This is a genomic window from Pontibacter korlensis, from assembly GCF_000973725.1.
Classification (GTDB): Bacteria; Bacteroidota; Bacteroidia; order Cytophagales; family Hymenobacteraceae; genus Pontibacter; species Pontibacter korlensis.
The window spans coordinates 2,602,398-2,625,525 of the sequence record NZ_CP009621.1; the positions used below are offsets into that span (position 1 = coordinate 2,602,398).

At 46.5% G+C, this 23,128-nt stretch carries 21 protein-coding genes; 9 read left to right on the plus strand and 12 right to left on the minus strand.

Annotation, left to right across the window (positions count from 1 at the left end):
• Positions 1-35: 35 nt before the first annotated feature.
• The 3 genes from PKOR_RS11320 to PKOR_RS11325 all read right to left on the minus strand — a co-directional run bounded on the left by PKOR_RS11320 (position 36) and on the right by PKOR_RS11325 (position 2,382).
• The gene (locus PKOR_RS11320) at positions 36-446 is read right to left on the minus strand and encodes a hypothetical protein (protein ID WP_046310838.1); all 411 of its coding nucleotides are present in this window, start codon (positions 444-446) and stop codon (positions 36-38) included.
• 285 nt (positions 447-731) lie between these two features.
• Complete coding sequence (locus tag PKOR_RS25050) at positions 732-899, minus strand: hypothetical protein (protein ID WP_158453762.1); 168 nt, start codon at positions 897-899, stop codon at positions 732-734.
• A gap of 88 nt (positions 900-987) precedes the next feature.
• Complete coding sequence (locus PKOR_RS11325; protein ID WP_046310840.1) at positions 988-2,382, minus strand: type III PLP-dependent enzyme domain-containing protein; 1,395 nt, start codon at positions 2,380-2,382, stop codon at positions 988-990.
• Between the two features lie 179 nt (positions 2,383-2,561).
• On the opposite strand from PKOR_RS11325, the gene rocF reads away from it, so the two are divergent.
• From rocF to PKOR_RS11345, 4 genes are all read left to right on the plus strand, one after another.
• Positions 2,562-3,548, plus strand: coding sequence for an arginase (gene rocF / locus PKOR_RS11330; RefSeq protein WP_046310841.1), 987 nt, complete (start codon positions 2,562-2,564; stop codon positions 3,546-3,548).
• Positions 3,548-5,338, plus strand: coding sequence for an arginine--tRNA ligase (gene argS / locus PKOR_RS11335; protein WP_046310842.1), 1,791 nt, complete (start codon positions 3,548-3,550; stop codon positions 5,336-5,338). Before rocF ends, argS begins: the two co-directional genes overlap by 1 nt.
• A gap of 166 nt (positions 5,339-5,504) precedes the next feature.
• Complete coding sequence (locus PKOR_RS11340) at positions 5,505-6,110, plus strand: glutathione peroxidase (RefSeq protein ID WP_415837230.1); 606 nt, start codon at positions 5,505-5,507, stop codon at positions 6,108-6,110.
• Between the two features lie 54 nt (positions 6,111-6,164).
• Positions 6,165-7,100 carry a 1,4-dihydroxy-2-naphthoate polyprenyltransferase gene (locus PKOR_RS11345; protein ID WP_046310844.1) on the plus strand — a complete coding sequence of 312 codons (936 nt, stop codon included), beginning with the start codon at positions 6,165-6,167 and terminating at the stop codon, positions 7,098-7,100.
• Positions 7,101-7,216: 116 nt separating this feature from the next.
• On the opposite strand, the gene PKOR_RS11350 is transcribed toward PKOR_RS11345, so the two are convergent.
• From PKOR_RS11350 to PKOR_RS11365, 4 genes are all read right to left on the minus strand, one after another.
• The gene (locus PKOR_RS11350) at positions 7,217-7,684 is read right to left on the minus strand and encodes a hypothetical protein (protein ID WP_046310845.1); all 468 of its coding nucleotides are present in this window, start codon (positions 7,682-7,684) and stop codon (positions 7,217-7,219) included.
• The gene (locus PKOR_RS11355) at positions 7,662-10,115 is read right to left on the minus strand and encodes a TonB-dependent receptor (protein WP_046310847.1); all 2,454 of its coding nucleotides are present in this window, start codon (positions 10,113-10,115) and stop codon (positions 7,662-7,664) included. The genes PKOR_RS11350 and PKOR_RS11355 overlap by 23 nt, the downstream gene beginning before the upstream one ends.
• 418 nt (positions 10,116-10,533) lie before the next feature.
• Entirely contained in the window at positions 10,534-11,142 is a 609-nt protein-coding gene (gene pncA, locus PKOR_RS11360; RefSeq protein WP_046310848.1) for a bifunctional nicotinamidase/pyrazinamidase, read from the minus strand.
• Positions 11,143-11,151: 9 nt separating this feature from the next.
• Positions 11,152-12,543: a DEAD/DEAH box helicase gene (locus PKOR_RS11365; RefSeq protein WP_046314387.1), complete on the minus strand. Its 1,392-nt coding sequence runs from the start codon at positions 12,541-12,543 to the stop codon at positions 11,152-11,154.
• A gap of 699 nt (positions 12,544-13,242) precedes the next feature.
• On the opposite strand from PKOR_RS11365, the gene PKOR_RS11370 reads away from it, so the two are divergent.
• From PKOR_RS11370 to PKOR_RS11380, 3 genes are all read left to right on the plus strand, one after another.
• Complete coding sequence (locus PKOR_RS11370; protein ID WP_046310850.1) at positions 13,243-13,998, plus strand: YebC/PmpR family DNA-binding transcriptional regulator; 756 nt, start codon at positions 13,243-13,245, stop codon at positions 13,996-13,998.
• Between the two features lie 131 nt (positions 13,999-14,129).
• The gene (locus PKOR_RS11375) at positions 14,130-15,278 is read left to right on the plus strand and encodes a CaiB/BaiF CoA transferase family protein (RefSeq protein WP_046310851.1); all 1,149 of its coding nucleotides are present in this window, start codon (positions 14,130-14,132) and stop codon (positions 15,276-15,278) included.
• Between the two features lie 196 nt (positions 15,279-15,474).
• Positions 15,475-16,155, plus strand: a complete 681-nt coding sequence (locus PKOR_RS11380; protein ID WP_046314388.1) for a hypothetical protein — start codon at positions 15,475-15,477, stop codon at positions 16,153-16,155.
• A 61-nt stretch (positions 16,156-16,216) separates the two neighbouring features.
• Here the strand turns inward: PKOR_RS11380 and PKOR_RS11385 are convergent, their stop codons facing one another.
• Both PKOR_RS11385 and PKOR_RS25055 read right to left on the minus strand, forming a co-directional pair.
• Positions 16,217-16,963, minus strand: a complete 747-nt coding sequence (locus PKOR_RS11385; RefSeq protein WP_046310852.1) for a phenylalanine 4-monooxygenase — start codon at positions 16,961-16,963, stop codon at positions 16,217-16,219.
• Between the two features lie 139 nt (positions 16,964-17,102).
• Entirely contained in the window at positions 17,103-17,246 is a 144-nt protein-coding gene (locus PKOR_RS25055) for a hypothetical protein (protein WP_158453763.1), read from the minus strand.
• 309 nt (positions 17,247-17,555) lie between these two features.
• Between PKOR_RS25055 and PKOR_RS11395 the strand changes: the two genes are divergently transcribed.
• Both PKOR_RS11395 and PKOR_RS11400 read left to right on the plus strand, forming a co-directional pair.
• Positions 17,556-18,611 carry an alkaline phosphatase family protein gene (locus PKOR_RS11395; protein WP_046310855.1) on the plus strand — a complete coding sequence of 352 codons (1,056 nt, stop codon included), beginning with the start codon at positions 17,556-17,558 and terminating at the stop codon, positions 18,609-18,611.
• An 88-nt stretch (positions 18,612-18,699) separates the two neighbouring features.
• Entirely contained in the window at positions 18,700-19,809 is a 1,110-nt protein-coding gene (locus tag PKOR_RS11400) for a hypothetical protein (protein WP_052738819.1), read from the plus strand.
• Positions 19,810-19,851: 42 nt separating this feature from the next.
• Here PKOR_RS11400 and PKOR_RS11405 read toward each other — a convergent pair whose 3' ends face one another.
• The 3 genes from PKOR_RS11405 to PKOR_RS11415 all read right to left on the minus strand — a co-directional run bounded on the left by PKOR_RS11405 (position 19,852) and on the right by PKOR_RS11415 (position 22,830).
• The gene (locus tag PKOR_RS11405) at positions 19,852-21,732 is read right to left on the minus strand and encodes an ABC-F family ATP-binding cassette domain-containing protein (protein ID WP_046310857.1); all 1,881 of its coding nucleotides are present in this window, start codon (positions 21,730-21,732) and stop codon (positions 19,852-19,854) included.
• Positions 21,733-21,847: 115 nt separating this feature from the next.
• Positions 21,848-22,237: an SPW repeat protein gene (locus tag PKOR_RS11410; RefSeq protein ID WP_046310859.1), complete on the minus strand. Its 390-nt coding sequence runs from the start codon at positions 22,235-22,237 to the stop codon at positions 21,848-21,850.
• 89 nt (positions 22,238-22,326) lie between these two features.
• Positions 22,327-22,830: an RDD family protein gene (locus PKOR_RS11415; protein WP_046310861.1), complete on the minus strand. Its 504-nt coding sequence runs from the start codon at positions 22,828-22,830 to the stop codon at positions 22,327-22,329.
• Positions 22,831-23,128: the final 298 nt, after the last annotated feature.

A 23,128-nucleotide genomic window follows, 5' to 3' on the forward strand; every position in this document is an offset into this window, starting at 1 on the left:
GAGTCAGAATTACAATGTATACCTAAAAAACAGGACTACTCAGCCGGATCGTTTGCTTTTCGCCTTTTGATCTCTACCTCTGAACTTCCTTTGTAAATCTTACCTGTTTTGGCGTTCACGCGGTACATGTAATACTTGTGTGCATCATACTCGATATAATACCCAGTTTCAGGATCCAAGACTTTGCTTATATGTGGATAGAGCCGTAAGCCAGATTCCGGATCATCTACATGTGTTTTGGAAACATCAATCGGGTTAGGCATAGGAACAGAGGATGACACGCTATTGGAAGCATCTGGAGAGGTGGTCCATCGCAGTTTAGCATAAGGCGTTTTTTTGAAAGTCTCGAACTTCTCTGCAAAAGCTTCCTTTTTATCAGACTGAGCATATGCCCCGAGGGTATATATAACAGCTAGTGCTGTCAGTACATGCTTTAGAATTCTCATCTTTGCCTTTCTTTTAGCTTGTAAAAATATAGCTACAATTATTTATAATTTTAAGTTGTGAAATATTGGCTGCTAAACCGATCTGCGTGTCCCGTTTTAAAAGAGTACTGAAGCTATTCGACTCGTTAGATGTGAGGTCATGTCGCAAAACAGACATTCGTGACCTAATGTAGTTTCATGTGCTGTACTACCTCTGTTGGTGCAGCACGATCAATGTTACTAAAAACAAAAAAACCGGCCTGAAGCCGGTTTTTCTATATGTATGATTTAGCTCTTCTTAGTGAACTAGATGCTGGCATTATCAGTTGCCTGCACCTCAGCTGAGGCAGTTACTGCGGTTTTTTCCTGAGCCTGGTTCTCTACGCTTGCGTAGTTGTACGCCGGGCAATACGTTTTGCAAGAGGCCATACCAAGTGCCAGGCACAGACTTCCCATTAAGATAACTTTCTTCATGATTATGATTTTTTGGAGGATTCTAAATCAAAAATAGTATAAATACTTTAAAAGCAAAATAACTGTTACAAAAAATATAGGATGTTACCTATACTTCATAGCCCAGGATTCTCATCATTGACTCACTTGACTGCTCTGGTGCGAACTGCCAAGAAATCAACTCGCCATTCTCGTCCCGATCAATCAAAATATGCTGTGGTGATGGAATTAAGCAGTGTTTAATGCCTCCATAACCGCTTAGCTGCTCTTGGTACGCTCCCGTATGGAAGAAGCCAATGTACAACGGATCATTCTTTGGGATTTTTGGTAAGAATACCTGGAACGAGTGCATTTCCGAATTGTAATAATCCTGGCTATCGCAAGTCATTCCACCTATCTGTATCTTACGGTATTCTTTGTCCCAATGATTCACTGCCAACAGTGGCCAGCGCTGGTTCAAAGCCCATGCATCCGGCAGGTTTGTGATAAACGACCCATCGATCATATACCACAGCTCCTTGTCGTTTTGCAGCTTCTCGTCAAGTATAGAGTAGATAGTGGCAGCACTCTCACCTACAGTAAAGATACCGAACTCTGTAAAGATGTTTGGTTCCGGCACGCCCTCCTCGTTACAAATACGCTTGATGGTGCGCAGGATCTCCTCTGTCATGTACTGGTAATCATAGTCAGCCTGAATGGACGTCTTTATCGGGAATCCTCCACCGATATCAATTGTATCCAGCTCAGGGCATACCTTCTTTACCTCTGCATACTTATGTACAAAACGGCTAAGTTCAGACCAATAGTATGAGGTATCTTTTATACCAGTGTTAATAAAGTAGTGCAGCATCTTCAGCTCAAACTTAGGGTCTGGCTTAATCTGCTTCTCGTACAGGTCGATTACGTCGTTGTAACGAACACCCAGGCGCGATGTATAGAACTCGAACTTCGGCTCCTCGTCAGAGGCCAGGCGAATGCCTACCTTGGTCTTCTCGTTTACGTGCTCCTTATAGTACTCAATCTCACCCAGGTGGTCGAGTATAGGCATGCAGTTTACAAAGCCCTCGTTAATCAGCTCTGAGATCCACTGGCGGTAACGCTCTCTTTTAAAACCGTTACAAACAATGTATGTATTCTTATCGATTTTACCTTTTTTGTATAGTGCTCTAATGATCTGAATATCATAACCTGATGAGGTCTCGATATGTATATCATTTTTGAGAGCTTCTTCCATTACAAAAGAGAAGTGGGAAGCCTTAGTGCAGTAGCAGTAAGTATAGGTGCCTTGGTAGTCAAGCTTTTGCATACCTTCATTGAACAAGCGCTTAGCCTTTTGGATCTGAGAGCTTATTTTAGGGAGGTATGTTAATTTAAGGGGTGTGCCATATTGCCTGATGATATCCATCAGCGGAATCCCATTGAAGAAAAGCTCATTGTTCTCTACCTGAAACTCAGCTGTTGGGAAGTCAAAAGTTTGGTGTATTAGATCAGTGTATTTATCCATTTATGGTACTTGTGAAATAAGAAAACATGCAATATTGATGGTTATTTACCATCTTTGCAAAAACTTTGTTCAAGATATTATGTGAAACGCAAATTGAATTAATTTAATTCAGGATCAGCACTTAAGTAAAATACTTTAATGCAGCGCTTCATGTGGTTTTTGATGCTAATAGGTAACGCATGAAAAAAATTAAACTGATAGAAGTTAGATCTGAGTTGGGAGCTGGTACACGCGGAGCCAGCATGGGTATTGACGCACTTAGAGTTGCCTGCTGGGACAAGGGATCTGATTACTTCAAGCGGTTTAATTCTATCAGCGTACCAGATTTGAACTATACCTTGTTCGATCCGGACGTTTTCCCAAACGCTCACCGTATTGACAGCATACTGACCGTGCAAAAGAACATAGCAAGGGCAGTAGAACAAACCATTTCACAGGATATGTTTCCGCTGGTGCTGGCCGGCGATCATTCTAACGCTCACGGTACTATTGCTGGTATAAAAGCTGCCTACCCAGATAAGACTTTAGGTGTAATCTGGATAGATGCACACGCTGATATTCACTCTCCTTATACCTCACCATCGGGTAACGTGCATGGCATGCCGCTGGCCATGGCTCTTAATGTTGATAACCTGGACCGCCAGATCAACGACCCGGCTCCGGAGACAGTGTTCTTCTGGAACTCGCTGAAAAAGCTGGGTTATAATGGGCCAAAGCTAAAGCCAGAGCACCTGGTATATATTGTGGTGCGTGATACAGAGGAGCCAGAGGATTATTTCATCAAGAAGAATGGCATCAAGAACTTTACGTATGCCGAGTTTACAGCCAAAGGAGCGAAGGCAGTGGCCGAAGAAACACTGGAGCGCCTGAAAGACTGCGACATCATTTACGTTTCGTTCGATGTCGACAGCCTCGACTCCAAGTTCTCAAAAGGAACGGGTACGCCGGTAGAGGTAGGCCTGACAGTGCAGGAAGCAAAAGACCTGAACTACTACCTGCTGCAGGACCCGCGTATTGTGTGCTACGAAATGACAGAGATCAACCCTACGCTGGATAGCGAAAACACCATGGCAGAAAATGCCTTTGATATTTTAGAAACGGCCACAGAGGCTATCTTGCAAAAAGAATCTAAAAGCACTGAATCTAAAAGTACAGCCATACATTAATGCAACTTCAAACCACCATTAGCCAAAGCATCAGCCAAGCATTACAGGCTGTGTTCGGAATTACTGTTGACGCCTCTCAGATAGCACTACAGCCAACCCGCAAGGAATTTGCCGGTTCATTTACCTTCGTTACGTTCCCTTACACCAAACAGGTGGGCAAAGGGCCAGAGCAAATTGGCCAGGCATTGGGCGAATACCTGAAGGAAAATGCTCCAGAAGTAAAAGACTTTAACGTGGTGAAGGGCTTCCTGAACCTGGAAGTAAAAGAGGCAGAGTGGCTGCGGTTGTTCCGCAACATTATGGCTGACCCTAACTTTGGCCATGGCGAGGGGAGTGGACGAAACGTAATGGTGGAGTATTCTTCTCCAAACACAAACAAGCCTCTGCACCTGGGCCACCTGCGCAATAACTTCCTTGGTTACTCAGTGGCCGAGATCTTGAAAGCCAACGGCCATAAGGTGATGAAGGTGAACCTGGTGAACGACCGAGGTATCCACATCTGTAAGTCGATGCTGGCTTACGAAAAGCTTGGCAACGGCGAGAACCCTGATAGCAGCGGCATTAAGGGAGACCACCTGGTGGGCAAGTACTACGTGCTGTTTGACAAAGCTTACAAAGAGCAGATAGACGAGTTGGTAGCACAGGGTATGGATAAGGAAGAGGCTAAGAAAAAAGCTCCTTGGATGCTGGAAGCACAGGAAATGCTACTGAAGTGGGAGCAAGGCGACGAGCACGTGGTAAACCTTTGGAAAACCATGAACAGCTGGGTGTATGCCGGCTTTGATGAGACTTATCGCACCATTGGTGTTGATTTCGATAAATACTACTACGAGTCTGAGACTTATACTTTAGGTAAGGAGCGCGTAGAGGAAGGCCTGCAGAAAGAAGTATTCTTTAAAAAAGAGAATGGCTCTGTGTGGGTTGACCTAACTGACGAAGGTTTGGACGAGAAGCTGTTGCTTCGAGCAGATGGTACCTCGGTATACATTACCCAAGATTTGGGAACGGCTGAGCTGAAGTACAACGACTTCCCGTACGACCAGTCTGTATACGTGGTGGCGGATGAGCAGAACTACCACTTCCAGGTACTGAAGGCTACGCTGAAGAAGCTTGGCAAATCTTACGCCGACGGTATCTACCACCTGTCTTACGGCATGGTAGATCTGCCTTCTGGTAAGATGAAATCCAGAGAAGGTACCGTAGTGGATGCTGATGAACTGGTGCAGGAGATGGTAGACACAGCGCGTCAGCAGACAGAGGAGCTAGGCAAGATTGAGGGCTTTACCCAGGAGCAGGCACAGGAGCTGTATCATACACTGGCTATGGGCGCTCTGAAGTACTTCCTGCTGAAAGTAGATCCGAAGAAACGTATGCTGTTCAACCCGCAGGAATCTATTGACTTCCGTGGTAATACAGGTCCGTTTATACAATATACCCACGCTCGAATCTCTGCCATACTTCGCAAAGCAAGTGAAATGGGAATCAAGTTCGACCCGGCCGCATTCGACAGCTTTGATAACCTGCACGAAGTAGAGCAGGAGGTAATCATACAACTAGGCAACTTTCCGGCTGTAGTGAAAGAGGCAGGCAACCTGTACGCACCGTCTGTAATTGCAAACTATGTTTACGAATTGGCTAAAGCTTACAACCGTTTCTACCAGGAGATCTCTATCTTCAACGAGACAGATGAGCAAGCACGTAGCTTCCGTATTGCACTGTCGGCTATGGTGGCCCGCTTCGTACGCGAGAGCATGAAGCTGCTGGGTATCGAGGTGCCGGAGAGAATGTAGTAGAACTCAACTACTTCAGAAAAAGCATTGTGATAGCCCCTTATGGCTGCTGTAGGAGAGGAGTAACCAGTAGAAGTATAAAGTATAGTACGCTGCAACAAAGCAAATGCTGGGTTGTTGTAGCTGCACAAGAGTGAACTGTAACGCAACATCAACCAAAACTCGTATGCTCAAAAAGTTTACAAACTCTCTACAAACAGCTATGCTGCTGGGCCTGTTAAGTATAACAGTGGCTTGCCAGCAGAGCAATGGTGCTAACCAAACAACCGAAACAATGGCTTCAGAAATGAGTACCAACAACCAGATCAGCGACTTTTACACATTTAAAGTGAATGGGCTGGATGGCAAAGAAGTGGATTTCTCTCAGTATAAAGGCAAAAAAGTATTGCTGGTAAACACTGCCTCTGAGTGCGGCTACACCCCGCAGTACGAGGGTCTACAGCAGCTGCACGAAACACACGGAGATGAGGTGGTAGTGCTGGGCTTTCCGGCTAACAACTTTGGCGGCCAAGAGCCGGGCTCTCACGAGGAGATTGCCTCTTTCTGCCAAAAGAACTATGGCGTAAGCTTTCAGATGTTTGAAAAAGTATCTGTAAAAGGAGAAGACAAGCATCCGCTGTATGTGTGGCTGACAGAGAATGCTCCGGGCAACGAAGAACCAAGTTGGAACTTCTGCAAGTACCTAGTTGATGAAAATGGTAAAGTAGTGGCCTTCTATCCATCTAAGGTTAAGCCGATGGATGAGGAACTGCTAAGTGCTATACAAAAGTAGTATGGCTGGGGCGCTTTTAATCTGCGCCAGCAATAGAATCCTAATTTCAAGGTTTTGAATACATCACATCACACAAATACCCAGAATCCAGGTCTAATAAAGGTCTGGATTTCGGCTTTTAGGCCTCGCACCCTTCCGCTGGCACTCTCTTGTATAGGCATGGGAGGCTTTATGGCAGCTGCGAATGGCTTTTTCAATGCAACGGTGGTAGCGCTCTGTATATTTACAACGCTCTTTCTGCAGATACTCTCTAACCTTGCCAACGACTACGGCGACTCCAAGCACGGAGCCGACAGTGTACATAGGGAAGGACCAGTGCGGGCAGTGCAGGCTGGCCTTATTCAGGCTGAGCAAATGAAGAAAGGTATGATCGTGTTTAGCCTGCTGTCGCTGGTTTCAGGTTTGCTGCTGTTGTGGGTAGCCTTCGGAACTGAAGGTATGCTGCTCTTTCTGCTGTTCCTGGTGCTGGGGCTTGCCTCTATCTGGGCAGCTATTAACTATACCGCAGGCGACAACCCTTATGGCTACGCAGGCTTGGGAGATATTTTCGTGTTCATCTTCTTCGGGTTGGTGGGCGTACTAGGTACATACTTTCTGCAAGCGCAGGCGCTGGAGGCAACGGTTATACTTCCTGCGCTGGTGTGCGGCTTTTTCTCTGTGGCCGTTCTCAACGTTAACAACATCCGCGATATTAATTCTGATGTATTAGCAGGCAAGCGCTCCATACCCGTAAGGCTTGGGCCGAAGCGTGCGCGCGTGTACCATGTGCTGATACTGTTTAGTGGTGTGCTAAGTGCATTTGCCTATGTGTTGCTAACCTATGAAAGCCCTTGGCAGTTCCTGTTTGTGCTCACACTGCCGCTGGTCTTGGTAAACGGAGTGAATGTGTGGCGAAAGCAGACTTCTAAGGAGCTGGACCCATACTTAAAGCAAATGGCCATGACTACACTGCTGTTCGTGCTTCTGTTTGGGATAGGACAGGTGCTGTAAGAGGCATTAAAGTATAAAAAGAAAGCCGCCGGTACTAATCAGTGCCGGCGGCTTTCTTTTTATACTTGTCGCTAAATCATCTCACTTTTTGATGAACGAGAATTAAGGCAACGTAGCTATTTTACAGGTTCTGCATGTTGTTTGTAATTCTCATCAGCCAACTCTGTTGCTTCAGTAGCTCTGTTGGTAAGAATGTACATTCGTAGAAGTATGGCTACAAGTAAACCAGCTGCCGTGGCTAGAAGGTCCTTATAGTCAAAAGTTCTGGAGGTGTATTGCTGCTCTATTTCATAGGCCATTGCTCCGAGTGCCGCAAAGAGAATACTGCTACCGTTGCTTTTAGAACTAAACCCTGACAAGAGCAAACAAGCCCCAAGAGCATAGAAACAGCTTGGTCCAAAACCTTGAAAGCCCCAGTCTTCAATGCCATTTTCTAGCACCCAAGGCCTGTACAAAAGCTTGCAAACAAAGCCCAATATGGCTGCAACTATTCCTGCTAGTATTAAATGCTTCTTCTGATCATCCATTCTTATTAGAATTAATATTTTTTCAGAAGCAGGCTTAGTTGTTACCGCCGCCGCCATTGTCCCCTCCGCCACTTTTCAGGTCGTCGTTCTTAATGCCGCGCTTGGTGCGCTTAATGTCCTCTTTCAGCTTGCCGAACTTATAGCTGAGGCCGATGCTGATGCGGCGGCGCTGGTAGCGGTACTCGCTACGCTGGTCAAAGTTCTGACCGCTGATGTCGCTGTAGCTGGTAAAGTACTTGTTAAACGGGTTCTGGACAGAAAGACTGATGCTGGCCTTTTCATCCTTCAGAAAGTCCTTGCTTAGGGAGAAACCGCTCCAGAACTGCCCGTTTGAGCGGCCCTGCAGCAGCACGCGTGGGGCATAATAACCAGCGTTTATACTGGCGCGCCAGTTCTTCTCGAACCTGTAGCTGATGTAGCTGTACATGAAGCCGCTCACGCCACTGTTCTCCAGGTTCTGGCCCTCTATATTGCCGCTGAGTTCGCTGTAAGAAAGCGAACCGTTCAGGCTCAGACTTAATTTCTTGAACAGCGTAGAGTTGCCATTGAGCGAGAGGGTAGTGGTGCTGTTACGGCCAATGTTACCATAGGTAGTGGCACTCACAGAGTCGGCCGGATTAAAGGTGGTATAGCTCTGAATGGCGTTGTTGGTAAACGAATGGGTAAGTGTGCTGTTTAAGGAGTTGCTGTTTTTAAACATGCTGTGCCCCAGGCTAAATACGTGGCTTGTGGCGGCTTCCAGTTTCGGATTTCCGTAGGAAATGGCCTTTTCGTTCTGGCGGTTCACGTAGGGGTTCAGGTACCACAGGCTTGGGCGTTCGATGCGCTGCGTATAGGATACCTTCAGGTTGGCCATGTTCTTCAGGGTGCGCGTCAGCGTCAGGCTTGGAATCAGGTTCAGGTAATCCTGCTCCGCCACCGATCCCGAGGATTTGAAGTTGGCATCCACCACGGTCTGCTCCAGGCGCGTTCCTGCGCGTATGCCCCACTTGTCGTAGCGCAGGCTGGCCGAGGTATAAGCCGCGTATATGTCCTGGTCGTAATCAAACTCGTTGCTCAGCTCGGGCACCTCCTCAAATGTGTTGGTCTCAGCGTTGTAATTGCGGTAAAAGTAGTCGCTGCCGTTGTCTCGGAGTATGGTTTTGGCGCCAAGCTCCAGCGTGTGCTTCTTAAAAGGGTGCACGTAATCCACCTGCATGGTCTGTTCCACGGATTTTCCGTCGTTCAGGGTACGGGTATCGGCAGGTCCCCTGTAGTTCAGGATCTCCTCAAATGACAGGTTTGCCTCGTCGCGGTTGTTGTTGTCGCCGATTTTATAAGAGAGCGTGAGCAACTGGTTCTTGTTCCGTTTGAAGGTGTGCTGATAGTCCAGGCCTGCCTCCATACCGTCCCAATTTCCGGTGGTGTTTTGGTTGCGGTTAAACGCCTGCGTCTGGTTACCTGCTGCATTCAGCTGGTCTACCGTCTGCAGACCCAGTTGCTCCCAGTTACTTCTGTTAATGCTGAACTTAGCCGAGAGCAGGTTGAGCGTGTCTATCTCATAGCTCATTTCACTGTCTATGTATCGGAACTGGTTCTCGCTGTTTCCCTTGCTTTGCTGCAGCAAACTTGTGCCGGTGTTCCTGTCCTGGCGCTCAAAGCTACTGTTAAAGGTTGGGTTCGTGAACTTGTTAACCCCAGCGTAGGCTGAGATGCCGAGCTTGCCGACTTTGGCCTTGATGCTAGCCGAACCGAACCGGCTGTCGGGGGTAGCCTGCGATAGGTGCACGCTCCCGTTGTAGCCGTTGGACGGCTCGTTGTGCGTGATCACGTTAATGATACCGCCAACGCCCTCTGCATCATACTTGGCAGGCGGGTCGGTAATTACCTCAATGCGCTTAATCGTGTTGGCGGGCATGCTTTTGAACACATCTTTCGGGTTGCGGGCGAAGAGGGTGGAGTTTCTGCCGTTTACCAGCACCTTAAAGTTGCTGTTGCCATTTAGCTGTATGTTCTCGTCAGAGTCGAGGCTGAGCATGGGCACCTTACGGAGCATATCCAGTGCAGTAACGGTTTTGCTCTCCGGGTCAAACTCTACATTATAGCTGATTTTGTCGATGTCTTGGGTAATCAGCATTTTCTCGGCTGTTACCTCTACTTCCTGCAGTTGTTTGGCAGAGTTAACTAAGGCAATCTTGCCTAAATCTACCACAGGCTTACCTGGTTCAGGCGCAGGTACGTTCATCGAGAAGGGTTTATACCCAACAAATGTCAAAATAAGCTTGTAAGGAGCATACGGCAGACCAGATAGTTCAAAAGCGCCATTATCCTGAGTGAAAGTTGTTTTGAGCGCTTCTTCTTTGTCGGGTTGGCTAATAACTACGGTAACGTAGCTGAGAGGTACTTGACTGGCAGAATCTACTACTACTCCTTTGATGGTACCTGTAGTTTGAGCCCAACTAAAGGAGCAGAAGAATAGACACAGTGCCAGCAGTGCTGTTTGTTTCATGTGTATGTAGGTTATATAGTGAGTAAGCTATTCTAAGGTGAGTACAAAATGACTGTACCCATACTTTCAGGCTCTCACGGTTTTCCTCTTACACATTAGTCGGCTGTGCCCAACACCTCCCTAAAAGTTTCTCCTTTTGAAGGTACAACAAAGATTTTAAACTATAACTATAGTTGTTAAATCTTTTATCATAAAATTAATATAACATGAGGTGTGGGAAAATGTCTTTGGCTTGCTAGATACTACAGTGAAATCTACTAATCTCCGTAATTGGCAGTGGCCTGACCAAAGTATAGTTATATATAAGTAAAGAGTGCTAAAAAGGTACGAAGTATAAGAGGAAGTAGCTGTAGTTATGAGTATAAATAAAAAGCCACTGCCAACAAGGCAGTGGCTTTTTATTATGAGTGCAAAACCTTTACAACAGAGTATGGCTTTGTATAATCTGCCCTCCTCGTTGTACTAAATCTGCCTTGGCCTCCTCGAAGCCCTCTGCATTTATAGCACGTACAGCGTCTTCAACATAATATACTTTGAATCCCTCTGTTAGTGCATCCTTTGCAGAAAAGTAAACACAGAAGTCGGCGGCAAGGCCTGCTAAGTATACTTCAGTTATGCTTTTGCCCCGCAGGTAGTCAGCTAGTCCGGTGGTCTTTAAGCGGCCATTGTCATAAAAGCCGCTGTAGCTGTCTATTTCCGGATCAGTACCCTTTCTGAAAATAGCCTCGACACGGTTCTGCTCCATTTCTTTGGAGAACTCAGCGCCTACAGTACCCTGCATACAGTGGTCTGGCCACAGTACCTGCTCCAACCCGTTAAGGTTTATTGTCTCGAACACATTTTTGCCCTCGTGCTGAGAGGCAAAACTCTTATGGTTTATCGGATGCCAGTCTTGCGTAGCTACAACCAGTTCAAACTTATCCTGAAGTTTATTTACAACAGGTATAATAGCGTCTCCTTCTGGCACGGCAAGTGAACCTCCAGGTAGGAAGTCGTTTTGTATGTCTATCAGCAGTAAAGCGCGCATAGTTAATGTTTATGCTTGTGGCGGTGTGGCAGGTGCATTGTTTGCTGCTGTATTGCCGCCTTGGTTGTTGTTCTTGTTTCTGTTACGGTTCCTGTTATTACGTTTCTTACGTGGCTGTTGTGCCTGCTGATCACCAGTTACCTGTACCTGTTGATTAGCTTTACCTTCTGCAGAAGCCTGGCTTGGTTTGTTGCCGCTTCTGTTTTTGTTACGGCCACCATGGCTTTTACGATTTTCTCCTCCTCTGGAACTACCAGCACCAGGTTTACTGCCACTTCTATGGCGATGGCTGCCTGCATCTCTGCGGCCTGGCTCATACTTAGGGCCCGGACCAAAGTCTTCTGGTAAAGGTAATTTAGGCAATTCCCGCTCGATCAGTCTCTCCACCTTCTGCACCCGGAACATATCCTTTTCGTTCACAAAAGTGATGGCAACACCTGTAGAGGCAGCACGGGCCGTACGACCTACGCGGTGTACATAATCTTCCGCATCCTGTGGCATGTCAAAGTTTACCACATGGCTCAGGCTGTCAATATCTATACCTCTGGAGAGAATATCTGTGGCTACCAGGATCTGGTACTGCTTGTTCTTAAAGCCTTGCAGTGCCCACTCGCGTTCTTCCTGCGTCATGTCAGACTGTATGCCCTCGGCGGTGAAGCCCATCTTCTTTAGGGAGCGTACTATCTGAGACACGTTAGATTTACGCGATGTGAAGATGATCATGTTAAGCACCTCCAGGTTACGCAGCAGGTGCTCCAGTAGTGGCAGTTTCTGGTTATCGTAGGTTAGGTAAAGGCGCTGGTCTATACCTTCGGCAGGCTTAGAAATGGCCAGGTTAACTTCTGCCGGTTGCTGCAGGATTTGCTGTGCAAGGTCACGAATCTTACGTGGCATCGTAGCCGAGAACAGGAGTGTCTGGCGCTGCTTTGGCAGTTGGCCGATGATCTTGATCAGATCATCCATAAAGCCCATGTCCAGCATTTTATCTGCCTCATCCAGCACCAAATGGTTAAGCTTGTCTAGTTTCACATAGCCCATAGCCATGTGCGAGAGCAAGCGGCCCGGTGTAGCTATAATTATGTCAGCGCCTGTGGTAAGCGCACGCTTCTGCTGTTCCCAGTCGTCGCCTTTGTTACCGCCATAGATAGCAATGGAGCTTACTGAGGCAAAGTAACCAAAGCCTTCTACCTGCTCATCAATCTGCTTGGCAAGTTCGCGGGTTGGTACCAGAATAAGTGTGCTGGTGTGGTTGTAGCCTTCGTGTGATATGCGGTCGATAAGGGGAAGCAGGTAAGCGGCTGTTTTACCTGTACCTGTCTGGGCACACGCTATAAGGTCCTTTTGATCCAGAATCAGGGGGATAGCCTGTTCCTGAACAGGGGTAGGCTTGTTGTAGCCCATTGAGTTGATGCCTGTTAGCACATCCTCATGTAGGTTAAAAGAATGGAAGTCCAATGTCTTACTGTTTTGGTTAAATACATGGCGGCCATCTTTTTCCTCAGCCGCTTTTCTCAGTAAATATACTACAAATATGCCCATAAGCATCATATGTGTATTTCCTGATATTTTATAGGATATATTAGTTGTTTTATGAATTGGATTATGTTTTTAAAATTAAACGATTTGTGAGGCAAAAGATGAGTGAGGTTCTTTTATAAGTTCAACTTTGCGAGTGTCCATTTTGCAGCATAATGAAGGTTTTTAAGCAGTTTATATACATTAGCTTGCCTATATATATTATATAGTATAGGTAAAGTTATAGTCTGTTGCAACATTGTCTGCAGGATGGCGTAAACATCATCTAACAATGGAAAACCATAACATCATAAAAAGTATATATTAATTTCAATATAGTCATGAAAAAAGTTATACAAGAGTCACCTAACTTCTTTCTGTTGTTAGGGCTTAATATTATAAATGCTATCTTTATGCTGTTGCTTTAGTTACAGTAGTTTAGATATTTAGATACACTGAAAAGAGCGGTTCTGCATGATGCGGAACCGCTCTTTTTGTGTCTTTTAGGCAAAATTTCCTTATTTTGTAAGGAAGGGGTGGCGTACCCTTGGTATAAATGCACATAAGTAAAGTTATAATCAACTCATGGCAGGACATAACAAATGGTCGCAGATAAAGCGTAAGAAAGGCGCACTGGACGCTAAGCGCTCTAAAATCTTTACGAAACTGATGAAGGAAATAACAGTGGCGGTAAAAGAAGGCGGAGTAGACCCTGATGGAAACCCGCGCCTGCGCCTAGCTATCCAGACTAGTAAGGCAGCCAATATGCCCAAGGATAACATTGAGCGTGCAGTTAAAAAAGGAGAAGGAAGCGATGCAGGTAACTACAGTGAGGCAACTTATGAGGGCTATGGTCCCAATGGTGTGGCCGTGTTTGTAGAATGCCTGACAGACAACATTAACCGTACTGTACAAAATCTTCGCACCATGTTTAACAAAAGCGGAGGCAGCCTGGGCACCAGCGGCTCTGTAGAGTATCTTTTTGACAGAAAAGGTGTATTTGTAGCGAAGTTGGATACGGAGATGCCTGTGAAGGAAGATGAGCTGATGCTGGAGTTGGCAGATGGAGGAGCTGAAGAAGTGGAGTTCGAGGAAGGCTATGTTACTATTTACAGCGCTATGGAAGACTTTGGGGCAGTACAAAAGAAGGTGGAGGAGCTAGGGCTGGAGCTTGAAAGTGCTGAACTGCAGCGCCTGCCCCAAACAACAGTTAAGGTCGAGGACCCGGAGGCAGTACGGAAGATACTTCGTTTGATAGACTGGCTGGAAGATGACGACGATGTGCAGAAGGTGTATCATAACCTGGAGCTTAGCGAGGAAGTTATGGCTGAGCTAGAGTAGACTTAACCACTTTTAATCACAAGCCGCAAACGTTATGTCTGCGGCTTTTTATTTTTATTTACTGAACGATGTACAGCTGCTTTGTCTGCTGTGCCTTAAAGCCAGCTAGTCTGCTGAACTAATAGTATACCATGACACAACCGATTTTTAAAGACATGCTGGTGCTGGAGCTGGCAAGTGTGCTGGCCGGGCCAAGCGTTGGGCAGTTCTTTGCCGAACTGGGAGCGAAGGTGCTGAAAATTGAGAATGCTGCTACCAAGGGCGATGTTACCCGCAGCTGGAAACTAAACTCAGAACCTGCTGACGCCGATACTCCTGCCTACTTCTGCGCGGCTAACTGGGGAAAAGAATCGCTGGCGCTTAACTTAACAGATGCCGGGCAGCTGCAGCAGCTGTATACTTTAGTAAAGCAGGCGGATGTAATTATTGCCAGTTATAAACCGGGGGATGCTGAAAAGTTAAAGGTTGATTATGAAACACTCAAAAGCATAAACCCACGCTTGGTGTACGGGCACATCACAGGGTATGGACCTGATGATATGCGGGCTGGCTATGATGCGGTGGTGCAGGCAGAGAGCGGCTTTATGTATCTGAATGGGGAGCCAGGCGGGCTACCAACAAAAATGCCAGTGGCACTGATGGACGTTCTTACTGCTCACCAACTAAAGGAGGGGCTGCTAGTAGCGCTTCTGCAGCGGGAGAGGACAGGGGAAGGGCAACTGGTACAGGTGTCGCTGTTGCAGGCGGCAGTTTCATCCTTAGCCAATCAGGCTACAAATTACCTGGTGGCAGGGCAAGAGCCAAAACGTATGGGGTCGGAGCACCCTAATATTGTACCTTACGGCTCTGTTTACACTTGTAAGTGTGGTAAGCAGGTGGTACTGGCCGTAGGCGACGACAGGCAATTCAGGAAGTTGTGTGTTATACTTGGTGCCGAAAGTATGGCTGAAGACCCAAGGTTTAAAAATAACTATGCGAGGGTACAGCATCGGCAGGAGGTTAATGAGCGGTTGAGGCAGCTAATAGCGCAGCAGGACCGGGAGACTTTTCTACAGCAGTTGCATGTGCTACATGTACCTTCTGGGGCTGTACATACCCTGCCTGAAGTGTTCGCTATGCCGCAGGCACAACAGATGCTGTTACATGCCAGAGAAGTTAAGCCAGGGCTTCGGCAGATCGCTTTTAGGCTACTAGGGCAGGAGCCGCTGGAGTTAGTGCCTCCTCCAAACTATGGGAACTACGGGGAAACGTTATCTGTAAAATTGCCTGAGCATCAGTGATAAGTAGGAGTTGTCTTATTTGAGCGTCCTGAGAAGCTAGGGTAACAGAATGTGCGGAGAAATTCTGTTCAGGTACTGTCTTTAAGCTGCAACTTGTGGCTGCGCTAACATATTCATACAGCTTAATTTGAACAAAGTGGCTGAAACAGCGGTAAAAACATAATCCGACACACTCAACAACGGCATGCAAAGTACTATGGAAGATAAGTTAAACGATATTGTAAACGGCTTACATCACAAGTCTAAAACCAAGCAAGTCATTTACCGCAACACGAAAGATACTTTTGAGCGGATGAAGCAGATCTCGCAGGAGTTGGTGGCAGACCTTACGGAGCGCGTGACACAGCAAGATGATGAATTAGTGATAGAGTACCGCAATATAAGTGAGCATGAATTTCATATCAGGTTCACGGGCGACCTGCTGGTGTTCGTGATGCACACGAATATTGTCACCTTCCCTGATGACTACGAGATTATGCGCAACGACTATGTGGATGAAGATTTTAGGAGAAGGTTCTTTGGAACCATCATGGCCTATAATTTTATGGCTGATTCTGTTAAGTATAACCGCCTGGATGACCCAGGTTACCTGGTGGGGCGAATGCTCATCAACATCGATAACCACTTCTGTATTGAGGGGGTAAAGCAGCTGGACCTACCGAAAGAAAGAATAAGCAACATTGCTGAAAATGTGGTTTCAAACAAGGTGCTGCGTATTATAGTAGAAAGCGCCATGATTGCAGCCGTTAATAACGACCTGATGGGCCAGGATGTGAGCGATATAGAACGTATCACGCTGAAGCAAAAGCTGGAGAACATGCACCTGACCAGACCTCATAAACTAGGCTTCCAGATTAATCCTCAGCTTACACATTAATCTAGAGGCGTAAGCCATAAAAAATGCCCGGGCAGCACCCGGGCATTTTTAAATTAAAAACTTATTTGTCAGCCTCTACTGGCTCCTCCCGCAGTTTCTGAATGGCTTCTTCTATCTGCTGCAGGCTCTCTAGCAGCTGCTCAAAACTTTCTATGCAGAAGTACTGGCTCTGGAAGGTCTCCTTGATATAAGCCGTGTCCAGAATATGTTCCACATCAAATCCGTACTTCACGCTTTCATCTGACACTGATAAGTTACTCTCGCCTACCGAAGAGAGTATACCTGCACCGTAGATACGAGCCTCTGCGCCTGGCTTGCGGAACAGGCCAAATTCAATGGTGTACCAGTAAATGCGCGTCAGGCGGTCAATAATGTCCGGGCGATCTACGTGTTGTAGTGCCATGGCCGACAGTTTAGCCAAAAACTCGCAGTAGACAGGGATAGTGAGCAGCGGCACGTGCCCGAAAACATCGTGGAACATATCCGGTTCTTCCAGGTAATCGAGCTGGTCCATTTTTCTGATCCATACAGTGGCCGGAAACTTCTTCTCAGCTATAAGGCCAAAGAACAGCGCATCGTCTACAATGCCGGGAGCAGCCACTACCTCAAAGCCAGTTAAGGGCTTCAGACGCTTGTTAACCTCTTCAAAATTAGGAATGCGGTCCGGCTGGAAATTCACTAGCTTCAGCCCCTCAAAGAACTCTGGTATAGCTTTATTGGGTAGGTTCTCAATCTGGCGCTGGAACAGGATAGCCCAAACGTTATGGTTTTCTTCGGTGTAGGTGCTGTAGTTTTGTGTCAGGTTCATGTTATTGTAATTTGATATTTCTGATTTGGTATAAAATAAAAAAAGCAGGGGCTCAGGGCCGCTGCTTTGGCAGGTTCACCGTTGGAGGGCCTTTGGGCTACGCTCCTGTGTCTAAAATTAGTAGTTGTTGGTGATTGCCTTAGCTGCGGGTGCGGTAATAGCGATAATAATAGCTGTAATAGCTATACACGCTCAGGCAATAAGAATAAGCAGAATACAGCAGCGCCATGCCTGTGGAAGTAGGCAGAGAAAGTGTAGTCGCTATGGCTGCTGGTTTATGCATTCAAGGTTTTCGTGTTGCAATAATGCAATGCTTCTGGGTTAAACGCAAGAAATTTGATAAAGTTTTTCCGGTTTAGGATTCCCAAGTTCAAATTTTGCCTCTCTATAACAAGCGCAATGCCCATGTTTCTGAACATGACAAATACCTTCCCTAAATATATTTTTAATTTGTTGTTTGCTCTGTAGCACAATGAGTTATGTGGTAGTGTTGGTAATTTAAGTTGCCTAAATCCTGATGCCATATTGTTGCTGCAAATCGTATAAATTATTATACCTAAAGTGGTTAGGTTTTTTATTAAGTGAAAAAGGTATGAAGCAGGTAATATCTATAGCAAGCTTAATTGTGTTGATGATTACCTCTTTTATAGCCTGTACTTCACCACCTTCTGATACCAAGCAACTTCTAACGGAGCATGTCATTATTGTAGTGATTGATGGCTCCCGCTATTCTGAGACATGGGACACCACGCCAGGTTTGATACCCAACATGTCAACTAACCTGAAAGGCAAGGGAAGTTTTTTAGGCAACTTTTACAATGATGCCTATACCTACACTAACTCAGGGCATGCTGCTATAACAACTGGGGTAAACCAGCCTATCGATAACGATGGAGATGAGTTTCCCGCAAATCCTTCTATCTTCCAGTATTACCTGAAGAAGACAGGCAAGCCGGCTACTTCTGCCTGGATTGTATCAAGCAAAGACAAACTCCACATACTGGCGGACACTAAACAAGAGGAATGGCAAGGGGCATACCAACCCTCCATAAATTGTGGAGTAAATGGCCCTGGCTCCGGTTATCGTATGGATTCACTGACGCTGGTGGAGGCAAAAAGGGTACTGACAACACACAAACCAAACCTGATGCTCATCAACTTTATGGAACCGGATGGATATGCCCACGCAGGCAACTGGGATAACTACCTGCGAGGTATTGTCCGCAACGACAGGTATGTTATGCAGCTTTGGGAGTTCTTGCAGGAGGATCCTGCTTTCCATAAAAAAACGACACTGCTGGTTACCAATGACCATGGGCGGCACTTAGATGGAATAAACGGAGGTTGGATGGAACATGGGGATAAGTGTGCGGGGTGCGAGCAGATCTTTTTGCTGGCATTGGGGCCTGATTTTAAGAAAGGGGAGGTTGCTGCCAGATATACTTTGGTAGATATTGCCCCAACAGTTGCCCATTTACTTCAGTTTGAGATGGATTCAGTGGTAGTGGTGCCTCGACCAGATACCACAGTGGTAGAGCTAGCGATGGACTCTACTGTAGTAGGAGCCAGGAAAGACTCTATACAGGTAGAGATGAAAACGGATACAACCATTTTGCAAGGCAGAGTGATAAAAGAGCTATTCAAATAAGCTGCACAATTCCTGGTGTTACTTTGCTCTCGATCCTTTGCCACACGTTCTGAACATGGGGAGATAAAACCAGTGGCTCTTCGAAGCTATGCAAAGGCCTCATCTGTTTTTCCTGATCATACTACTATGGCTGTGCATGCCTCCACAGCTAAGGGCGCAGCCAGATTCTAGTTTACTCATTTCTGCTACAGACTCATCTGCTCTTTTAAAGCTGCAGAATCCGCTCTTCATAAACCAGGAGGTGCTTCACTTTAAGCTGTCAATGGATGTAAGGACAGTGTTGAAAGATCGGGGAGAAGATAGAAAAGACCATCGGGCAGTTATATCCTACAAGAGTGCTGATGGAGCACTTGTGGATGAAAAGCTCAAGGTAAAAGTGCGCGGAAACCGCAGACGCGACCCATCTGTATGTAATTTCCCGCCCCTGCAGCTGAACTTCTCCCGCAAAACGGTGGAGAAAACCATGTTCGGCAAAGTGAACAAGCTGAAAATGGTGACCCACTGCATCAACGATGAGTTTGTGCTGCGGGAGTACCTAGTGTACAAAGTATATAATGCCTTGACTGATACGAGTTACAGGGTTCGGCTGTGCCGTGTAGAGTATGAAGATATGAGAGGGAAGCGAAAAACAGAAATAAGGTATGCTTTTCTTATTGAGGATGATGATATAATGGCGGCCCGGTACAATGCTAAAGTAATACCAGAAGAGCTGATCATTGGGATGGATAAGACAGAGCTTTCATCTATGGCGAAGATGGCATTTTTCCAGTTCATGATCGGAAACACAGACTGGTCAGTACCCTATCGCCACAACATAGACCTCTTATCCTTTGACTCGCTTGCTCCACCCGTTCCTGTACCCTACGACTTTGATTATGCCGGTATTGTGGGCACACCGTATGCCTCGCCACCACCGGAGCTGGGAATTGCTACGGTAAGGCAACGTTTATTCCGGGGCTACAGCTATCCTGAGGAGGTCTATGCGGAGGTACAGAAGCACTTTAACAACAGAAAAGCTGCCATATATTCAGTTTACCAAAATTTTGAGCTGCTGGATGAACGGTATACCAGGCAAACCCTAAAATACCTGGATCAGTTTTACAGTGCGCTCAACAACAAGAAGGACTTTTATAACGCATTTGTGCGGATGGGGCAGCGGAATGAGCGAAACAGGGTAGTGGTAAAAGGGTTGGATTAAAAGAGAAGCCCTTCCTGGTTTCAGGAAGGGCTTCTTATAAGACTACATTATCTCTGCCAGCTCCAGCCAGCGAAACTCTTTCTCCTCCAGCTGCTCGTTTATAATTTCGAGCTCAGAAGCCAGCGCATGCAGTGCCTCGTGCTCGGTCACGCTGCCGCTGTTCATCGACTCAATAATCTCAGCTTTGCGACTCTCTAACTGCTCTATCTCCTGCTCCAGGCGCTCATACTCTTTCTTCTCGTTGTAAGTTGCCTTACGTTTGTTCTCGGGCTGTTCCTGCTTTTTAGGGGCTACTGGGGCAGGTATAGCTGTTTTAGCTTCTTCCTGCAGTACCTTTTCCTGCTCTTTCTGCCACTCGCGGTAGTCAGTATAGTTGCCCGGGAAGTTGCGGATTTTGCCATTGCCTTCGAACACGAACAGGTGCTCTACCAGCCGGTCCATAAAGTAACGGTCGTGGCTCACGATGATCAGGCAGCCTCCAAAGTTGAGGAGGAAATCCTCCAAGATGTTCAACGTGATAATGTCCAGGTCGTTGGTTGGCTCGTCGAGAATCAGGAAGTTCGGATTCTTGATAAGCACGCGCAGCAACTGCAGGCGACGCTTTTCTCCACCGCTCAGTTTGCTTACAAAAGTATACTGCTGTGGCGGCGCAAACTGGAAGTGCTGCAGAAACTGGCTTGCCGTAATTACCTCGCCGTTGGCCATTTCAACTACTTCAGCAATTTCCTTCACAATATCGATTACGCGCTGGTCTTCTTTATACTCCAGCTCGTCCTGTGTGTAGTAACCAAAAACGGTTGTTTGCCCGGCTTCTATCACGCCTGCATCTGGCTGCAGCTTGCCCGTAAGCATGTTCAGGAAGGTCGATTTGCCTGCTCCGTTAGGGCCAACTATACCTATGCGATCTTTCTTTTTAAAGATGTAGCTAAAGTCGTCCACAATCTTCTTCTCCCCAAAGGATTTAGAGATATGGTCAACTTCTATGATTTTTCCGCCCTGTCGGGTAGTCTTCACTGACAGTTCCAGCTGTGGAGCTGCTGTTTTCTTAGCTGCCTTCTCCTTTAGCTCCTCAAAAGCATCTACTCTATACTTGGCCTTCGTGCCTCGTGCCTTTGGCTGGCGACGTATCCAATCCAGCTCCTTGCGCATCAGGTTACGGGCCTTCTCGGTTTCGGCAGCGGCAGACATTTCCCGTTCTGCCTTCTTCTCTAGAAAGTAGCTGTAATTACCTTTGTAAGTATAAATCTCACCGTTGTCGAGCTCAGCAATCTCATTGGCCACTTTGTCCAGGAAGTAACGGTCGTGAGTTACCATCAGCAGGGTAGTGTTCTGCGTGCTCAGCATTCCCTCCAGCCACTCTATGGTGTCCAGGTCCAGGTGGTTAGTGGGCTCATCAAGTATAAGCATGTCCGGCTCCTCAATCAGCACACGGGCCATGGCTACTCGCTTGCGCTGCCCTCCCGAAAGGCTTTTGATCTGCACATCCAGGTTGTTGATGCCTAGCTTGGAGAGAATCTGCTTCACCTTCACCTCAAAGTCCCAGGCCTGCAGCTCGTCCATGCGCACCATCAGTTGCTGCATCTTGTCTGCACTGGTATTTGGGTTGGCGATAGCTGCCTCATATTCCTTGATCAGTTCCAACGTCTCGTTCTGCATAGCAAAGATCGTTTGCTGCACAGTCAGCTCCTCATCGAACTCCGGGTTTTGCCCCAGGTAGCCAATGCTGACTTCTTTACGCACGCTCACGCTGCCTTCATCAGGCGGTAACTTGCCCGCCAAAACGTTAAGCAGGGTGGTTTTGCCGGAGCCGTTTACGCCCACCAACACCACGCGCTGCCCCTGGCTGATACCAAAGTTCAGGTTCTTGAAAAGCCAGCGGTCGCCGAAGCTTTTTGAAATGTTTTCTGCTGATAAATAATTCATACTGCAAAGTTAGCGATGTGCTGACACAAAAGATAATGGCGCAGCTACAAACCTTCAAGTATAAAAAAAGGCTGACCTTGCGGGGCCAGCCTTCCTGTAGCTTTTAAAGTTTGTTTTAGTGACGAATGTCATGTGTTGCATGACGTGATACGTATGTTTCGCTTGGTCTGCGGTGTGTAGTAAGCGATGATAAAATGGCAAATATACCACCGATCAGATGCGGCATAAACACGCGGTCAGCAAAGTTAAACATCCATGGCGACAGTGCCAGGATCACACCCATACCAAAGTCAATCATCAGGTGTGTCTGCATCGGGATCTTGTGAACAAGACCTACCTCAAAGTCGGTCATCACTGTCATTAACAAGGTAGCAAGACCAGCTGCAACTATAGTCCAGGTTGCCCAGCCTGAATCAGAAAAGCCAAACAGCCATGGGGCAGCTATTAAAATAAGTCCTACTACATAGTCTAATATCCCGTGGAATCGGGTTGGAATAAATCTCATATTAATCCTCCTTTCGTAATTAGTTCATACTGCTTTATACGATGTTGGAAGGATTAGTATGAAAAATAATGCAATTTTTAAGTGAACGGTTACTCGTTAACAACAAGAGCACGTGCAAAATAATCGTGCAACATCTGGCTGCGGCGGGAGTTCACCATCAGTAAGAAACCCAACCCAAGTGGCACAAGCGATAAAAGCTTGCAGAAGTAACGTAAATTGGCCTGCACAAATGTAATTGGCTTACCGCGCAGATCCGTTACCCGAAGGCCCAGCGTAAACTTGCCAATTGTAGCCTGCTTCTGCGAAGACTCCAGCAATGTGTAATAGGCCCAATGGATAATAGGGAAGTACGGGTTCAGGAATATTGCTTTTCCAACCTCAACTAACTCCCACAGATTGATACCGTCTACTGCCATTTTATCCCAGGTCTGCAGGTGTTCAGGAACAGCGCTCAGTCCGTACAACAGGAAAGTGTAGGAAAAGACGATTAGGGTAGTATCCACCAGGAAAGACACAAGACGGGCCGACAGCGTGCCATAAAGGGCAGAGCGTTTTACCGTAGGAGCATTTGGAAGAGCGAAGGTAGTTTGCATGTGCGTAAGGGTTTTAGGTCCTGCGTGGCGATGGTAGTTCCTGTCAGTTGATTCTTTCCCTGGTACTCTGGAGATACACCTTGAAACAAGGTTAGCGTTTTTTTAGAGCGCTAAGTGTGGAGCGGTACTGCTATAAAAATAACTTTTTATTATTTATTAGCAAATGTGTAGGAATATTTTTATTTACTCCTGTTCTGTATGTAAAATTATTATTTGCTAATATAACTTTTTGTTGAAAGGGTAGATTCAAAAAGGTTACAAAATATTGTGAACGAACTTAATTTCAGGGTGAACAGCT

Coding starts and splice junctions, on each gene's coding strand:
- PKOR_RS11320 (WP_046310838.1), bottom strand. CDS start 446: ATGAGAATTCTAAAGCATGTACTGACAGCACTAGCTGTTATATATACC.
- PKOR_RS25050 (WP_158453762.1), bottom strand. CDS start 899: ATGAAGAAAGTTATCTTAATGGGAAGTCTGTGCCTGGCACTTGGTATG.
- PKOR_RS11325 (WP_046310840.1), bottom strand. CDS start 2,382: ATGGATAAATACACTGATCTAATACACCAAACTTTTGACTTCCCAACA.
- rocF (WP_046310841.1), top strand. CDS start 2,562: ATGAAAAAAATTAAACTGATAGAAGTTAGATCTGAGTTGGGAGCTGGT.
- argS (WP_046310842.1), top strand. CDS start 3,548: ATGCAACTTCAAACCACCATTAGCCAAAGCATCAGCCAAGCATTACAG.
- PKOR_RS11340 (WP_415837230.1), top strand. CDS start 5,505: ATGCTCAAAAAGTTTACAAACTCTCTACAAACAGCTATGCTGCTGGGC.
- PKOR_RS11350 (WP_046310845.1), bottom strand. CDS start 7,684: ATGGCGGCGGCGGTAACAACTAAGCCTGCTTCTGAAAAAATATTAATT.
- PKOR_RS11355 (WP_046310847.1), bottom strand. CDS start 10,115: ATGAAACAAACAGCACTGCTGGCACTGTGTCTATTCTTCTGCTCCTTT.
- pncA (WP_046310848.1), bottom strand. CDS start 11,142: ATGCGCGCTTTACTGCTGATAGACATACAAAACGACTTCCTACCTGGA.
- PKOR_RS11365 (WP_046314387.1), bottom strand. CDS start 12,543: ATGGGCTACAACAAGCCTACCCCTGTTCAGGAACAGGCTATCCCCCTG.
- PKOR_RS11370 (WP_046310850.1), top strand. CDS start 13,243: ATGGCAGGACATAACAAATGGTCGCAGATAAAGCGTAAGAAAGGCGCA.
- PKOR_RS11375 (WP_046310851.1), top strand. CDS start 14,130: ATGACACAACCGATTTTTAAAGACATGCTGGTGCTGGAGCTGGCAAGT.
- PKOR_RS11380 (WP_046314388.1), top strand. CDS start 15,475: ATGGAAGATAAGTTAAACGATATTGTAAACGGCTTACATCACAAGTCT.
- PKOR_RS11385 (WP_046310852.1), bottom strand. CDS start 16,963: ATGAACCTGACACAAAACTACAGCACCTACACCGAAGAAAACCATAAC.
- PKOR_RS25055 (WP_158453763.1), bottom strand. CDS start 17,246: ATGCATAAACCAGCAGCCATAGCGACTACACTTTCTCTGCCTACTTCC.
- PKOR_RS11395 (WP_046310855.1), top strand. CDS start 17,556: ATGAAGCAGGTAATATCTATAGCAAGCTTAATTGTGTTGATGATTACC.
- PKOR_RS11400 (WP_052738819.1), top strand. CDS start 18,700: ATGCAAAGGCCTCATCTGTTTTTCCTGATCATACTACTATGGCTGTGC.
- PKOR_RS11405 (WP_046310857.1), bottom strand. CDS start 21,732: ATGAATTATTTATCAGCAGAAAACATTTCAAAAAGCTTCGGCGACCGC.
- PKOR_RS11410 (WP_046310859.1), bottom strand. CDS start 22,237: ATGAGATTTATTCCAACCCGATTCCACGGGATATTAGACTATGTAGTA.
- PKOR_RS11415 (WP_046310861.1), bottom strand. CDS start 22,830: ATGCAAACTACCTTCGCTCTTCCAAATGCTCCTACGGTAAAACGCTCT.